Genomic DNA, 12,734 nt, shown 5'->3' on the forward strand with positions numbered 1-12,734 from the left:
CCTTGGAGTCAGGCCTTGAAGCCGCGCAGGCGCAGGCTGTTGCCGACGACGAAGACGGACGAGAAGGCCATGGCGGCGCCCGCGATCATCGGGTTGAGCAGCCCGGCCGCGGCGAGCGGCAGGGCCGCCACGTTGTAGCCGAAGGCCCAGAAGAGATTCACCTTGATCGTGCCGAGGGTCCGGCGCGACAGCCGGATCGCGTCGGCCGCGACCCGCAGGTCGCCCCGTACGAGCGTCAGGTCGCCCGCCTCGATGGCGGCGTCGGTCCCGGTGCCCATCGCCAGGCCCAGGTCGGCCTGGGCGAGCGCGGCGGCGTCGTTGACGCCGTCGCCGACCATCGCGACGGAACGGCCCTCGGACTGCAGCCGCTTGATGACGGCCAGCTTGTCCTCGGGCATGACCTCGGCGATGACATGGTCGGCGGAGATCCCGACCTCCTCGGCCACCGCGCGCGCCACCGCCTCGTTGTCGCCGGTCAGCAGCATCGGGGTGAGGCCGAGGGCGCGCAGCCGCGTCACGGCCTCCGCGCTCGTCGGCTTGACGGCGTCGGTGACGACGAGGACCCCGCGGGCCGCCCCGTCCCAGCCGACGGCCACCGCCGTACGGCCCTTGGCCTCGGCCGCGGCCTTGGCGGCCGCCAGGTCCGCGGGCAGGAACTGGGTCCACTCGTTCAGCAGCTTCTCGCGGCCGACCAGCACCGCGTGGCCTTCGACGACGCCCTGCACCCCGAGCCCCGGGACGTTGGCGAAGTCCTCTGGCACCGGCAGCGGGCCGCCCGTGCGCTCCGCGGCGGCGGTCGCGACGGCCTGGGCGATGGGGTGCTCGGAGGCGTGCTCCAGGGCGCCGGCCAGCCGCAGCACGGTCTTCTCGTCCTCGCCCTCGGCGACGTGCACCTCGGTGAGCGTCATGACGCCGGTGGTCACCGTGCCGGTCTTGTCGAGGACGATCGTGTCGACCGCGCGGGTGGACTCCAGGACCTCCGGGCCCTTGATGAGGATGCCGAGCTGGGCGCCGCGCCCGGTGCCGACCATGAGGGCGGTGGGCGTCGCGAGTCCCAGCGCGCACGGGCAGGCGATGATCAGTACGGCGACTGCGGCGGTGAAGGCCGCGGAAGCGCCCTCGCCGGCGCCGAGCCAGTAGCCGAGGGTCGCGACGGCGAGTGCGATCACGACGGGCACGAAGACCGCCGAGATCCGGTCGGCCAGCCGCTGCACGGCGGCCTTGCCGTTCTGCGCGTCCTCGACGAGCCGTGCCATCCGGGCGAGTTGGGTGTCGGCGCCGACCCGGGTGGCCTCGACGACGATCCGGCCGCCCGCGTTCACCGTGGCGCCGGTGACGCCGTCGCCGGGAGCGACCTCCACCGGTACGGACTCGCCCGTCAGCAGGGAGGCGTCGATCGCGGAGTTGCCCTCGCGGACGGTGCCGTCGGTGGCGATCTTCTCGCCGGGGCGGACGACGAACAGGTCACCGGCCGTCAGTTCGCCGGTGGGGACGCGCACTTCGCGCCCGTCCCGCAGGACGGCGACGTCCTTGGCTCCCAGCTGCAGCAGCGCCTTGAGCGCCGCTCCGGCCTTCCGCTTCGAGCGGGCCTCGAAGTACCGTCCGGCCAGGATGAACGCGGTCACCCCGGCGGCGGCCTCCAGGTAGATGTTGCCGCTGCCGTCACCGCGCGAGATCGTGAACTCGAAGGGGTGCTTCATCCCGGTCATACCGGCCGTGCCGAAGAAGAGCGCCCACAGCGACCAGCCGAACGCGGCGAGCGTGCCCACCGAGATCAGCGTGTCCATGGTCGCGGCGCCGTGCCGCAGATTCGTCCAGGCGGCCTGGTGGAACGGCCAGGCCGCGTACACGACGACGGGCGCGGCGAGCGTGAGCGAGAGCCACTGCCAGTTGTCGAACTGCAGCGCCGGCACCATCGCCATCGCGATCACCGGCACGGCGAGCACGACCGCGGTGAGCAGCCGCTGCCGCAGGGAGGTGAGCTCGTCGGGCGCGGACTGCTCGGGCCCGGATCCGGCGGGGTCTGCGGGGTCGGCGGGCGGGGCGGGCAGCACGGCGCTGTAGCCGGTCGCCTCGACGGTGGCGATGAGGTCGTCCACTGCGACGCCGCCGTCAAAGCTGACCCGGGCCTTCTCGGTCGCGTAGTTGACGGTCGCGGTGACGCCGTCCATCCGGTTGAGCTTCTTCTCGATGCGTGCCGCGCAGGAGGCGCAGGTCATGCCACCGATCTCCAGCTCCACCTGCCGGCCGGCGGCCGCCGTGGTCATCGCCACTTCACTCCACTCCTTCGATCAGGGCCGGACTCCGGTCCTTCGGGGTCGGTCCTTCAGGGCCGGTCCTTCAGGGCCGGTCCTTCGATCAGGGACACGTGCCCTACATGCCCTGGTGTGAGGCCGGGCGCGGTTCCGGGGCGGCCGGGCCGCCGCTGTCCCCCCGCACCGCGCGGCCGAGGCCGAACGCGGTGCCGAGGACGACCAGCAGGATCAGCAGATAGCCGCCCAGCCTGACCGGTGCGGTCACGCCCGGCCGACCAGTTCGTAGCCCGCCTCGTCGACGGCGGCGCGGATGGTCTCGTCGTCCAGCGGCCGCTCGGACGCGAGGGTGACCAGCCCGGTGGCGACGTCGACCTTGACGACGGTCACGCCGGATACGGTCGCGAGCTCCTTGGTCACCGCGGACTCGCAGTGGCCGCAGGTCATGCCCGAGACGGAGTAGACGACGGTGCCCGCGGCCTGCGACTCGTCGGTCGCGCCGTCGGTGTGGCAGGTTCCCTCGGGGGAGCAGCAGGACATGGCGTTCTCCTCATGCGTCTCGTGCGGTGACGGCTGTCGCCGTCCACTGGTGACCACCATATACCCCCCCAGGGTATTAAGCGAAGCTGGACCCGCCGTGACCCCCGCCCGTCGTCAGGCCTGTCGTTAAGCCCGCCGCTCACCGGGTAGACGCCGCAGCGACGGATTCGGCCACGTTCGGCCACCGTTCGACAACCGGAGGTGACTCGGATGCTGTTCCTGGGATTGGTGCTTCTCGCCGCGACCGGAACGCTCACGGGACTATTGATCGCGGGCAACCTGGGCGGCGGGCCGGACTACACGGTGGCGCTGCTGGGCCATGACCTCATCACGATGAACGCGCTCTCCATCTTCTGCGCCGGCCTCGCCCTGGCCCTGGTCGCCTGTCTGAGCCTGCTGATGGCGGGCGAAGGCGCCGCGCTGCGCCGCCGCAAGGCGGTACGGCTGCGGGAGGCGCGCAACGACGCGGACGCGGCGGTCGCCGAGCGCGACGCCCTCGCCGCCCGGGTCGAGCGGCAGCGCACCGAGGACGACCACCCCGCGCGGACCTCCGCCCCGGAGATGCCGCTGCAGCAGCCGCGCAAGCACCGCGCGCCGCACGCGTTCGGCAGCTGACCGCGGCCGTCGCCACCCAGGCCCCCTCCCTATCTCTCCTCTCCCATCTCTGCTCCCCGCGAGTGGGAGAGGAGAGATGGGGGAAGCCGAAGGGCAGGGCTACTGATTCTGCGGGGAGTGGTGCGCGATGGACTGGTGGATCTGGATCGTCGTCGTGGTTGCGGTCCTGCTGGTACTGGCCGGATCGGCGGCGGGCGTACAGGCACGGCGCCGCATCGGCGGGGTGATCGCGGTACGCCGCGGCGCCATCGGCCGGCGGGCCGGGAAGGGACGCGTGAAATGACCGCACCCCAGCCCCCTTCCTCTTCTTCTTCCGCGATGATGCTGGCCTCGGAGATCACCAAGCGGCCGGTCGTGACACTGGCCGGCGAGGCCGTCGCACAGGTCAAGGACCTCGTCTTCGACGGCACGGCCGGCCGGATCGCCGGCTTCACCCTGAGCGGCCGCGGCCTGCTCTCCGGACCGCTGCGGCACAGCCTGCCGTGGCCGGGGGTGCACGGGCTCGGCCACGACGCAGTGATGATCAAGGACGAGAGCGTCTTCGAGAGCAAGGCCGACGTCCTGGAACGCGGCTCCGCCGGCGGCGGCGACGTGCTCGGCTCGCGGGTGCTGACCGACGGCGGCACCGACCTGGGCAGGATCTCCGACGTCGTCGTCGAGGTCGTCGAGGGCACCACGGCCCACGTCGTGGGCTATGAGATCGCCTCCTCGGACGCCCTCGACCGGCAGGGCCGCAAGGTGTTCATCCCGCTCTCCGAGACCACCGCGGTCTCCGGCGAGGCACTGGTCATCCCGGCGGCCGCGGCCGAGTTCGTCGCCGACGACCTTCCCGGGTTCGCTGCGGCGGTCCAGGCGTACCGCGCCCGCCGCGGGACGGAGGTCTGATGCTCTTCTCGGAAACGGCCGGCCGCCAGGTGGTCAGCGCCACCGAGGCCCGCACGGTCGGCATCGTCGACGGTTTCGTCGTCGACCCGGCGACGGCCTCCGTCGTGGCCCTGCGGCTGAAGAAGACCGACGGCTCCGGCGACACCCTCGTCTGGGAGCACATCCACGCCATCGGACCCGACGCCGTGATCGTCCGCTCCGGCGCCACCCTCGGCACCCCCTCGGGCGAGCTGGCCCCCCTCGCCGACAAACACCGCTCCCTACCGGGCAAACGCGTCCTCGACGAACGCGGCGAGGCACTCGGCACCGTCTCCGACGTCGACTTCGACGCCGACTCCGGCGCCCTCCTCACCATCCGCACGACCACCGGCGACCACCCCGGCAACCGCGTCCTGGGCCTGGGCTCCTACGCCCTCATCCTCCGCGAACCCTGACGGACGAGCCGCCGAACCGGTCCGGCTCCGCCGCCTACGCGAAAGGCCCTCCCGTCAGTGCTGACGGGAGGGCCTTTCGGATGGCGTGCCCCAGGCAGGATTCGAACCTGCGACACCAGCTTTAGGAGAGCTGTGCTCTATCCCCTGAGCTACTGGGGCGGGGTGAGGACAGGTTAGCGGATTCGGGGTGCCCGGCGCTGGCGGGTCCCGTGGTCGCGGTGTCGGGCGGCCGGGTTACTCGGGGGTGGGGTCGGCCGTCGGGTCCGGGGTGGCCGCGTCGAGGGTGGCGGTCAGGTGGTGGAGGCGGGTGCGCAGGTCGGTCAGGTCGGTGAGGGTGAGGCCGGTGGCCGTCGCGATCTGTTCCGGGACCCGCTGGGCGCGCTCGCGCAGGGCGTCGCCCGCGGTGGTGAGGCGGACGGTGACCGAGCGCTCGTCGAGGGCGCTGCGCTCGCGCTGGACGAGGCCGGCGGTCTCCAGGCGCTTCAGGAGCGGGGAGAGCGTGCCGGAGTCGAGGCGCAGATGCTCGCCGATCTTCTTGACGGGGAGCTCGCCGTGTTCCCACAGGACCAGCATCACCAGGTACTGGGGGTAGGTCAGGGCGAGGTCGCGCAGCGCCGTCCGGTAGAGGCTGCCGAACGCTCTGGACGCCGCGTGCAGCGCGAAGCAGATCTGGTTGTCCAGTCGCAGGTATTCCGCGGGTGCCGTTTCGGTCGTCCTCATGTAACAAGCGTACCCTTTAGTTGTGCACAATTCAGTTGTGTGCTCTAGTAGTGCCGAGGGCGGCCCGGGGCAACCGGGCCGTGAAGTGTGGAGAGGGATGGTTCCGATGAGTGCGCTGTACACCGCTGTGGCCACGGCCAATGGACGCGACGGCCGGGCCGTGAGCTCGGACGGGCAGCTGGACCTGCAGCTGGCCATGCCGCCGGCGCTGGGCGGGAACGGCAAGGGCACCAACCCCGAGCAGCTCTTCGCGGCGGGCTACGCGGCGTGCTTCTCCAGTGCGCTCGGGCTGGTGGGGCGTGAGGCGAAGGTCGACACCAAGGACGTCTCGGTGACCGCCGAGGTCGGCATAGGCGCCGATGCAGCGAACGGCGGCTTCGAGCTCGCCGTCACGCTGCGCGTGGAGCTGCCCGCGGCGCTCGAGGGCGAGATCGGCCGGAAGCTCGTCGAGCAGGCGCACGGTGTGTGCCCGTACTCGAAGGCGACCCGCGGGAACATCACCGTCGAGATCGTCGTCGAGTAGTCAGCTGGTCGCGTGACCGAGCGGCTCCCATGGAGCCGCTCCTGGATTCCCCGAAGGCGCCGATCGGCCCTGGCTCACCGCAGCCAGGGCAGGTCGGCGCCTTCTGGTTGCAGGCCCTCGGCGATGATGCGGGAGATCTCGCCGAGCTGCTGGACCTGCTCCGGGGTGAGCCGGTCGAAGATCGCCGAGCGGACGGCCGTGACGTGTCCCGGCGCGGTCCGCACCAGAACCTCGTACCCTTCGTCGGTGAGCACGGCCATCTGACCGCGGCGGTCGGAGGGGCAGTCCTCGCGGGCGATCCAGCCGTTCTTCTCCAGCCGGGTGACGGCGTGCGAGAGCCGGGAGCGGGTGATCTTCGTCTGCTGCGCCAGTTCGGTCATCCGCATCCGGCGGGTGGGGGCGTCGGAGAGCGTGGTCAGCAGCGCGTAGTACATGTGCGGCATGCCGGCGTCGCGCTGCAGCTGCCGGTCGAGGTGGTCCTCCAGGAGCGTCGTGGCGTGCACGTACGCGCGCCAGGAGGCCTGCTCTTCTTCGGTCAGCCATTTCATGCTGTCCATCCTACGTCCACTTCTTGAAGATTCAATGAAAGGGTTCCACCGGGCTTGCGACCGGCCGTTCCGTGCCTGGTCGCGGACGTTGATCCGGAATGTGCCGCAGGTCACACGAGGGACCCGAAATATCCGGGGACCATCTCCCCGTTTAGTCTGGTGTCAGAGCGAAGCGGGGAGTGATTCCCCGCTTCAGATCCCACTTTCGCCAGAAGGAGTGTCCGGTGGTCGGCAGCGCCGTGAAATCGCGATCCCCCCGGTTGCGGGCAGATGCCTCGCGCAACCGGGAGCGGATCGTCGCCGCCGCGCGCGAAGCCTTCGTCGAGCACGGGGCCGAGGTCCCGCTGGACGAGGTCGCGCGTCGCGCCGGAGTCGGCAACGCCACGCTCTACCGGCACTTCGCGGACCGGGCCGAACTCGTCCGGGAGGTGGTCCTGTCGGTGATGGCGCGGATCACCGAGCGGACCGAGGCGGCGGTCGCCCAGGAGCCCGACGCCTTCGAGGCGCTGCGGCGCTTCGTCTTCGAATCGGCGGAGGACCGGGTCGGCGCCCTGTGTCCGATGCTCTCCGAGGCCTTCGACGGGAACGATCCGGCGATCTTCGCGGCTCGCGACCGGCTGAATCGCTCGATCGAGGACATAATGGACAGAGCGCGAACCTCTGGCCAACTCCGCACCGACATCGCCGTCGGTGACCTGATGGTCGCGATCACGCAGCTCACGCGACCGCTGCCCGGTAAGGCGTGCATGGACATGGACCGGTTCGTGCACCGTCACCTGCAGATCTTCCTCGATGGGCTGCGCGCCCCGGCACGATCGGCGCTACCGGGCGCCGCCGTGACGTTGGAGGACCTGCAGCAGCAGCGCTGACGAATTCCCACAAACGTCCCCATTTCCTGCCCCTCCGCACCCTTAGTGAGTACAGCTATGCCTGCTATGCCCGACAAGACACTGCAGCCGGATCCCCGGCGCTGGAAAGCACTCATATTCATCGCGATCGCTCAGCTGATGGTCGTGCTCGACGCGACCATCGTGAACATCGCCCTTCCCTCCGCCCAGACGGACCTCGGCATCTCCGACGCCAACAAGCAGTGGGTCATCACGGCCTACAGCCTCGCCTTCGGCGGACTGCTGCTCTTCGGTGGCCGGATCTCCGACCTGTTCGGCCGTAAGAACGCCTTCATCGTCGGTCTGCTCGGCTTCGCCGCCGCCTCCGCGATCGGTGGCGCGGCCGTCAACACCGGCATGCTGCTCGGCGCCCGCGCCCTGCAGGGTGCGTTCGGCGCACTGCTCGCGCCGGCCGCCCTGTCGCTGCTCGCGGTGCTGTTCACCGACGCCAAGGAACGTGCCAAGGCGTTCGGCGTCTACGGTGCCATCGCCGGTGCCGGTGCCGCTGTCGGCCTGATCCTCGGCGGTATCCTCACCGAGTTCCTGAACTGGCGCTGGACGCTCTTCGTCAACATCGCCTTCGCGGTCATCGCCGCCATCGGCGCCTACCTGGTGGTGCACGAGCCGGCCGGTTCGCGTAACCCGAACCGCCTCGACATCCCCGGCGTGATCCTTTCCACCCTGGGTCTGGTCTCCCTGGTCTACGGCTTCACGGTCGCGGCCGAGGACGGCTGGAGCTCCACCAAGACGATCTCCCTGCTGATCGCGTCCGTCGTGCTGCTCGCGGCGTTCGTGTTCTACGAGAGCCGGGCCAAGGCGCCACTGCTCCCGCTGCGCGTCATCTCCGACCGCAACCGTGGCGGCGTCTACCTGTCGCTCGGTATCGCGATCATCGGCATGTTCGGTCTGTTCCTGTTCCTGACGTTCTACCTGCAGAACATCCTGGGCTACTCGGCGATGAAGTCCGGGTTCGCGTTCCTGCCCATGGTCGCGGGCATGATCGTCGGCTCCACGCAGATCGGCGCCCGGCTCATGCTCCGTGTGCCGCCGCGCCTGCTGATGGCACCGGGCTTCCTGGTCGCCTCGGTCGGCATGCTGATCCTCACCCAGATCAAGCCCGAAGCGAACTACGTGGGCATCGTTCTGCCCGGCCTGGTCCTGATGGGTCTCGGCATGGGTTCCGCCTTCATGCCGGCCATGAGCCTGGCGACGCACGGCGTCCAGCCGCGCGACTCCGGAATCGCTTCCGCGATGGTCAACACCTCGCAGCAGGTCGGTGGCTCCATCGGCACCGCGCTGCTGAACACCATCGCGGCCAGCGCCACCACCACATGGATCGCGGCCAACGCGGCGACCGCCGGCAAGGTCGGCAAGGTGGAGTTCGGTCACCAGGCGGCCGTGCACGGCTTCTCCGTCGCGATCTGGTGGGCCTTCGGCGCGCTGGTGCTCGCGGCCCTCATCGCCGCGACGTTCATCAACACGGGCGTCCCCGGCAGCGAGGTCTCGGACCAGAGCCTCGAGGACGAGATGGCCGAGGGCCTGCCGATCCCGGTCATCGTTCACTGATCAGGATCCACGCGCTGTAGTAAGTCAGTAGTACGCAGCAAGTCAGTAAGCCAGTACGCAGTAAGTTCAGTACGCGGAACCAGGAAGGGCCCCGTCTCCGGAATCCGGAGGCGGGGCCCTTCCTGTGTCGGCCGTTCAGTTCGTTCGGTTCAGGTCAGTTCAGACGCCCGCGGGGAAGGCGTAGCTCGACGGCACCTCCGTGCCGGGCTTGCCGTAGACGATGGCGATCTCCGCGTGCGCGGTGAGCTTGATGGCGGCCGGATCGCCGCTCTGCTCCTTGCCGTTGACGTAGACGTGCAGCTCCTTGCCGCCGCCCGTCTTCAGGGGGCCGAGCCGGTCCTTGGTGAGCTGCACGTTCCACTCGGTCATGAACTGGCCGAGGGTGAAGTCCGCCTGCACCGGCGACTCGATGTGGACGATTCCGGTGGTGTCGTGCGTGTGCAGCGGGCTGATCTTCTGCTGCTCCAGGTCGATGCCGATGTCGGCGGGCACCACCAGAGACCGGCCGTTGACCAGGACGTCCACGTGGCTGTGGATGTGCAGCACCTGGCCCTCGGCGCCCAGCATCGGCAGTCCCGCCACCTTGGCGCGGGCGGAGGCGTCGGTGGGCGCGGGCCAGGGGGCGCCGCCGGTGGCGGGAACCGGAGCGGGAGCGGAGGCGCTGGTGGTGGCCGGGGCGGAGGCCGGAGAGGTGGGCTTCGTGCCGCCGCCCCCGGAACCGCAGGCGGCCAGGGTGACGGTGCCGGCCAGGACGGCCGATCCGATCAGGAGGCGGCGTACGAGCATGGTGGGTGGCTTCCGTTCAGCTGATCGGGCGCGAGCGCTTGGCGCCGTCGAGCGTAGACGAAGGAGGGGGCGCCCGGAGCGGACTCCGGACACCCCCGCCACGCCCCCGCTCCACGCCCGCGCTCCAGGTCCGGACACCGGTTCCGACACCCCCGCCATGCCCGCGCCCAGGCCCGGACACCGGTTCCGAGACCGGTTCCGACGTCCCTGCCGAACCCGCGCAGAGGGCGGGCTCGATCAGCTCGGTCGCTCGGACGGCCGCCACCAGGGCGTCCGTACTGCCGGTGGCCGCGGCCACGTCGACCGCGGTGTCGGCGAACTTCACCGTGTGCTCGTCACCGTGCCGGGCCGCCCGCGCGAAGAGCTCCTCGGAGGCCTCGGCCACGGATCCGGCCGGCGGTTTCGGCAGCTCGGCGGCGGGAGTGGGCGCGGTCGGCGAGTAGAGCGCGGTCACGGCCGCGCTCGCAGCCCACGCCGCGCCCAGACTCGGTACCCACAGCTCGGACGGCAGCGCGGGGAGGGTGCGCAGCACGGCGTTGGGCGCCGTCGCCGAGTGCACCAGCATGACCGGGCTCTGGTGGCCGTAGGCCGCGTAGCGGTACGTGGCCGCCCTGACCAGCTCGGCGAGCAGGTCCCGGGCCTCGTCCGGGGTGGCGGGCGCGCGGAGCGACGCGCTGGCCGCCGTCCAGCCCGGGGTGCCGGCCAGCAGGGCGATGCCGTCCCGGTACCCCGAGCCCTGGCCGGCTATCGGTGGGACGCCGTCCAGGGCCTCGGCCGGGCCGGCCGTGCCGGACAGCGGCGCGAGGCCGGGCGTCGGGAGGCTGCGGGCCGCCCAGTAGCCGAGCCCGTGGGCGAGTTCGGCGAGCCGGGGGCCGTCGGTCGCGATCGGGACCGGGCGCCCGGCCTTCCCCTCCACGCCGTCCGCCTCATCGGCGAGCAGGGTGCGGACGGCGTGGCCGACGCGGATCACCGGGTGGGTGGCGCCGGCGGCGATCCCGGGGAGCAGCCGCGGCCACCACTGCGCCAGCACGTCACGCCACGGGCGCTCGCCGGTCTCGCGGACGAAGTACTCCGTCCAGTCGGCGGTCCTGCGCGGATCGCCGAGCGCCTCCTGCCAGCCGCCGGCGGTGATCGGCACGGTGGGGCGCGGCGGATCCTCCAGTTTGGAGCGGTAGTAGTCCAGCCAGTGGTGGACGTCGGCGGCGTGGCCGCCCCGGACCAGGGCCTCGACGGCCATCGGGCCGTGGTTCGTCAGCCAGCCGTGGAATTCCGGGCCGGTGGAGTGCAGCCGCTGGAGGGCCTCGTCGAGTACGCCGGTCGTGTCGGTGGTGCGCCTGGGTTCCATGGGGCCGACCGTAGGCCGGGGGTGTGGTGGGGCGTAACGGGCTGGGGACCTAGGTCCCGGGGACGAGGGACGAGGGACGAGGGCCGTTCGGGGCTTCTTCGCCTGTTTGGGCAACCAATAAGCGGTACGGGCCGTCTTGTGGGTAGGAGAGCAGCCACGGGCGACGAAGCCCGGGGCGCGGGACCCGACAGCGGACAGCGACCGCGGACAGTGACAGCGGACGGTGACCGTGGATTCCGGTGCCGGATGCCGGTGACGGTGTCGGAGGCCGGTCACCTGTCACCGGCCGCGGATGTGAGCGGCGTCTCACGGGCACAGCGGCCGTGGAGGTCCCTGAGGGCCTCGGGTCGCCCCGCGACCGGCCCTGACCTGGGCTTCCCGGCCACCCGTACCGCTTCGCCTCCCCGTGTGGCGGCACAGGGTACTGCAAGATCGCGAAAATCAGTGATCGACATGGGAATTGTGTCCGGATTCCAGTCGTTATCCAGATCAGAGCGGGCAGCCGAAAGGCAGCATCAAGAGTCCTGCTCCAACCGACACCCGACCGAACCTTCGCAAGGGAGCACGCATGGCAACCCGTGCCGTCGCCCGTCGTTCCGCAGGCGGGAGCAGCAGCGTCCGCGCCGTTGGCGGGGAAGCCGCAGACCGCGACCTCGTCGGTATGTACCTCGACGAGATCGCACGTACTCCGCTGCTCGACGCTGCGCAGGAAGTCGAACTGTCCCGTGAGATCGAGGCCGGCGTCTACGCCGAGCGCATACTCTCCGGTGACTCCCAGCTCGTCGAAGGTGCCGGGGCCGGTGCCGATCGCGAGGAGCTGGAGGCGCTGGTCGCCATCGGCGACCGTGCCAAGGACGTCTTCATCCGCTCCAATCTGCGCCTCGTCGTAGCGGTCGCCCGCCGCTACCCGCGCAGCGGTCTCCCGCTGCTCGACCTCATCCAGGAGGGGAACGCGGGCCTGGTGCGCGCCGTCGAGAAGTTCGACTACGCCAAGGGCTTCAAGTTCTCCACGTACGCGACCTGGTGGATCCGCCAGGCCATCACGCGCTCCATCGCCGACCAGTCCCGCACCATCCGGCTCCCCGTCCACCTGGTGGAGGAGCTGGGCCGGATCCGGCGTGTGCAGCGGGAGTTCAACCGTGAGCACGGGCGCGACCCGGAGCACGAGGAGATCGCCGCCGAGCTGGACTCGACGCCGTCCCGCGTGCATGACGTGCTCGACTGGGCCCGTGACCCGGTCAGCCTGAACATGTCCGTGGACGCGGACGGCGAGACCGAGTTCGGGGATCTCGTGGAGGACGGCGCCGCCGCCTCTCCCGAGCAGTCCGTCCTCGTCATGCTGCGCCGCGAGGAGCTCGAAGAGCTCATCGGCCGACTCGACGAACGCACGGCTTCGATCATCCGGTCCCGGTACGGTATTGAGGACGGCCGCGAGCGGACGCTGACGGAGGTCGGCAAGCAGCACGGCCTGACGCGTGAGCGCATCCGGCAGATCGAGAAGCACGCCCTGGCAGACCTCAAGCGCATGGCCCGCGACACGGGCCTGGAGTACGAGGCCGCCTGACCCGCGGCGGGGTCCGTCCCCGCCGCCCCTGGACCCGAACCTCGGCGCAACCCCCCCCGCGCCGGGGTT

At 70.9% G+C, this 12,734-nt stretch carries 14 protein-coding genes, 1 tRNA gene and 1 pseudogene; 8 read left to right on the forward strand and 8 right to left on the reverse strand.

Going from position 1 to position 12,734, the window contains the following annotated elements:
- Positions 1 to 8 precede the first annotated feature (8 nt).
- From LNW73_RS19145 to LNW73_RS19155, 3 genes are all read right to left on the reverse strand, one after another.
- Positions 9 to 2,267, reverse strand: a complete 2,259-nt coding sequence (locus LNW73_RS19145) for a heavy metal translocating P-type ATPase (protein WP_250992968.1) — start codon at positions 2,265 to 2,267, stop codon at positions 9 to 11.
- Positions 2,268 to 2,373: 106 nt separating this feature from the next.
- On the reverse strand, positions 2,374 to 2,520 hold the full coding sequence (locus tag LNW73_RS19150; RefSeq protein ID WP_250990740.1) for a hypothetical protein: 147 nt from the start codon (positions 2,518 to 2,520) through the stop codon (positions 2,374 to 2,376).
- A complete protein-coding gene (locus tag LNW73_RS19155; protein ID WP_374118274.1) occupies positions 2,517 to 2,792 on the reverse strand; it encodes a heavy-metal-associated domain-containing protein in 276 nt (91 codons plus the stop codon). Before LNW73_RS19155 ends, LNW73_RS19150 begins: the two co-directional genes overlap by 4 nt.
- A 210-nt stretch (positions 2,793 to 3,002) precedes the next feature.
- Here LNW73_RS19155 and LNW73_RS19160 point away from each other — a divergent pair, with 210 nt between their 5' ends.
- From LNW73_RS19160 to LNW73_RS19175, 4 genes are all read left to right on the forward strand, one after another.
- Entirely contained in the window at positions 3,003 to 3,407 is a 405-nt protein-coding gene (locus tag LNW73_RS19160) for a hypothetical protein (protein ID WP_250990742.1), read from the forward strand.
- Positions 3,408 to 3,534: 127 nt separating this feature from the next.
- Positions 3,535 to 3,690 (forward strand): hypothetical protein, encoded by a 156-nt coding sequence (locus LNW73_RS19165; RefSeq protein WP_250990743.1) that lies wholly within the window; start codon positions 3,535 to 3,537, stop codon positions 3,688 to 3,690.
- Complete coding sequence (locus tag LNW73_RS19170) at positions 3,687 to 4,292, forward strand: PRC-barrel domain-containing protein (protein ID WP_250990744.1); 606 nt, start codon at positions 3,687 to 3,689, stop codon at positions 4,290 to 4,292. The genes LNW73_RS19165 and LNW73_RS19170 overlap by 4 nt, the downstream gene beginning before the upstream one ends.
- Positions 4,292 to 4,726, forward strand: a complete 435-nt coding sequence (locus LNW73_RS19175; protein ID WP_250990745.1) for a PRC-barrel domain-containing protein — start codon at positions 4,292 to 4,294, stop codon at positions 4,724 to 4,726. Before LNW73_RS19170 ends, LNW73_RS19175 begins: the two co-directional genes overlap by 1 nt.
- A gap of 86 nt (positions 4,727 to 4,812) precedes the next feature.
- Here the strand turns inward: LNW73_RS19175 and LNW73_RS19180 are convergent.
- Together LNW73_RS19180 and LNW73_RS19185 are read right to left on the reverse strand one after the other, a co-directional pair.
- Positions 4,813 to 4,885: transfer RNA gene (locus tag LNW73_RS19180), tRNA-Arg, on the reverse strand.
- Between the two features lie 75 nt (positions 4,886 to 4,960).
- On the reverse strand, positions 4,961 to 5,446 hold the full coding sequence (locus LNW73_RS19185) for a MarR family winged helix-turn-helix transcriptional regulator (protein WP_250990746.1): 486 nt from the start codon (positions 5,444 to 5,446) through the stop codon (positions 4,961 to 4,963).
- Positions 5,447 to 5,552: 106 nt separating this feature from the next.
- On the opposite strand from LNW73_RS19185, the gene LNW73_RS19190 reads away from it, so the two are divergent.
- The gene (locus LNW73_RS19190) at positions 5,553 to 5,969 is read left to right on the forward strand and encodes an organic hydroperoxide resistance protein (RefSeq protein WP_285391341.1); all 417 of its coding nucleotides are present in this window, start codon (positions 5,553 to 5,555) and stop codon (positions 5,967 to 5,969) included.
- A gap of 74 nt (positions 5,970 to 6,043) precedes the next feature.
- Here the strand turns inward: LNW73_RS19190 and LNW73_RS19195 are convergent, their stop codons facing one another.
- Positions 6,044 to 6,526: a MarR family winged helix-turn-helix transcriptional regulator gene (locus tag LNW73_RS19195; RefSeq protein ID WP_250976307.1), complete on the reverse strand. Its 483-nt coding sequence runs from the start codon at positions 6,524 to 6,526 to the stop codon at positions 6,044 to 6,046.
- 215 nt (positions 6,527 to 6,741) lie between these two features.
- Between LNW73_RS19195 and LNW73_RS19200 the strand changes: the two genes are divergently transcribed.
- Positions 6,742 to 7,386: a TetR family transcriptional regulator gene (locus LNW73_RS19200; RefSeq protein WP_164294368.1), complete on the forward strand. Its 645-nt coding sequence runs from the start codon at positions 6,742 to 6,744 to the stop codon at positions 7,384 to 7,386.
- Between the two features lie 57 nt (positions 7,387 to 7,443).
- The gene (locus LNW73_RS19205) at positions 7,444 to 8,970 is read left to right on the forward strand and encodes an MFS transporter (RefSeq protein ID WP_250976305.1); all 1,527 of its coding nucleotides are present in this window, start codon (positions 7,444 to 7,446) and stop codon (positions 8,968 to 8,970) included.
- A gap of 159 nt (positions 8,971 to 9,129) precedes the next feature.
- Here LNW73_RS19205 and LNW73_RS19210 read toward each other — a convergent pair whose 3' ends face one another.
- Both LNW73_RS19210 and LNW73_RS19215 read right to left on the reverse strand, forming a co-directional pair.
- Positions 9,130 to 9,756, reverse strand: coding sequence for a hypothetical protein (locus LNW73_RS19210; RefSeq protein WP_250990748.1), 627 nt, complete (start codon positions 9,754 to 9,756; stop codon positions 9,130 to 9,132).
- 229 nt (positions 9,757 to 9,985) lie between these two features.
- A pseudogene (locus LNW73_RS19215) lies at positions 9,986 to 11,101 on the reverse strand (questin oxidase family protein); the annotation flags it as partial.
- Positions 11,102 to 11,669: 568 nt separating this feature from the next.
- On the opposite strand from LNW73_RS19215, the gene LNW73_RS19220 reads away from it, so the two are divergent.
- Positions 11,670 to 12,665 carry a sigma-70 family RNA polymerase sigma factor gene (locus tag LNW73_RS19220; protein ID WP_138354754.1) on the forward strand — a complete coding sequence of 332 codons (996 nt, stop codon included), beginning with the start codon at positions 11,670 to 11,672 and terminating at the stop codon, positions 12,663 to 12,665.
- Positions 12,666 to 12,734: the final 69 nt, after the last annotated feature.

The organism is Streptomyces sp. RKAG337, assembly GCF_023701715.1.
Classification (GTDB): Bacteria; Actinomycetota; Actinomycetes; order Streptomycetales; family Streptomycetaceae; genus Actinacidiphila.

What these genes read in the sequence shown, in the direction of transcription:
- LNW73_RS19170 (WP_250990744.1), top strand. Translation starts at nt 3,687, where the DNA reads ATGACCGCACCCCAGCCCCCTTCCTCTTCTTCTTCCGCGATGATGCTG.
- LNW73_RS19155 (WP_374118274.1), bottom strand. Translation starts at nt 2,792, where the DNA reads ATGTCCTGCTGCTCCCCCGAGGGAACCTGCCACACCGACGGCGCGACC.
- LNW73_RS19210 (WP_250990748.1), bottom strand. Translation starts at nt 9,756, where the DNA reads ATGCTCGTACGCCGCCTCCTGATCGGATCGGCCGTCCTGGCCGGCACC.
- LNW73_RS19220 (WP_138354754.1), top strand. Translation starts at nt 11,670, where the DNA reads ATGGCAACCCGTGCCGTCGCCCGTCGTTCCGCAGGCGGGAGCAGCAGC.
- LNW73_RS19190 (WP_285391341.1), top strand. Translation starts at nt 5,553, where the DNA reads ATGAGTGCGCTGTACACCGCTGTGGCCACGGCCAATGGACGCGACGGC.
- LNW73_RS19160 (WP_250990742.1), top strand. Translation starts at nt 3,003, where the DNA reads ATGCTGTTCCTGGGATTGGTGCTTCTCGCCGCGACCGGAACGCTCACG.
- LNW73_RS19145 (WP_250992968.1), bottom strand. Translation starts at nt 2,267, where the DNA reads ATGACCACGGCGGCCGCCGGCCGGCAGGTGGAGCTGGAGATCGGTGGC.
- LNW73_RS19175 (WP_250990745.1), top strand. Translation starts at nt 4,292, where the DNA reads ATGCTCTTCTCGGAAACGGCCGGCCGCCAGGTGGTCAGCGCCACCGAG.
- LNW73_RS19205 (WP_250976305.1), top strand. Translation starts at nt 7,444, where the DNA reads ATGCCTGCTATGCCCGACAAGACACTGCAGCCGGATCCCCGGCGCTGG.
- LNW73_RS19165 (WP_250990743.1), top strand. Translation starts at nt 3,535, where the DNA reads ATGGACTGGTGGATCTGGATCGTCGTCGTGGTTGCGGTCCTGCTGGTA.
- LNW73_RS19195 (WP_250976307.1), bottom strand. Translation starts at nt 6,526, where the DNA reads ATGGACAGCATGAAATGGCTGACCGAAGAAGAGCAGGCCTCCTGGCGC.
- LNW73_RS19185 (WP_250990746.1), bottom strand. Translation starts at nt 5,446, where the DNA reads ATGAGGACGACCGAAACGGCACCCGCGGAATACCTGCGACTGGACAAC.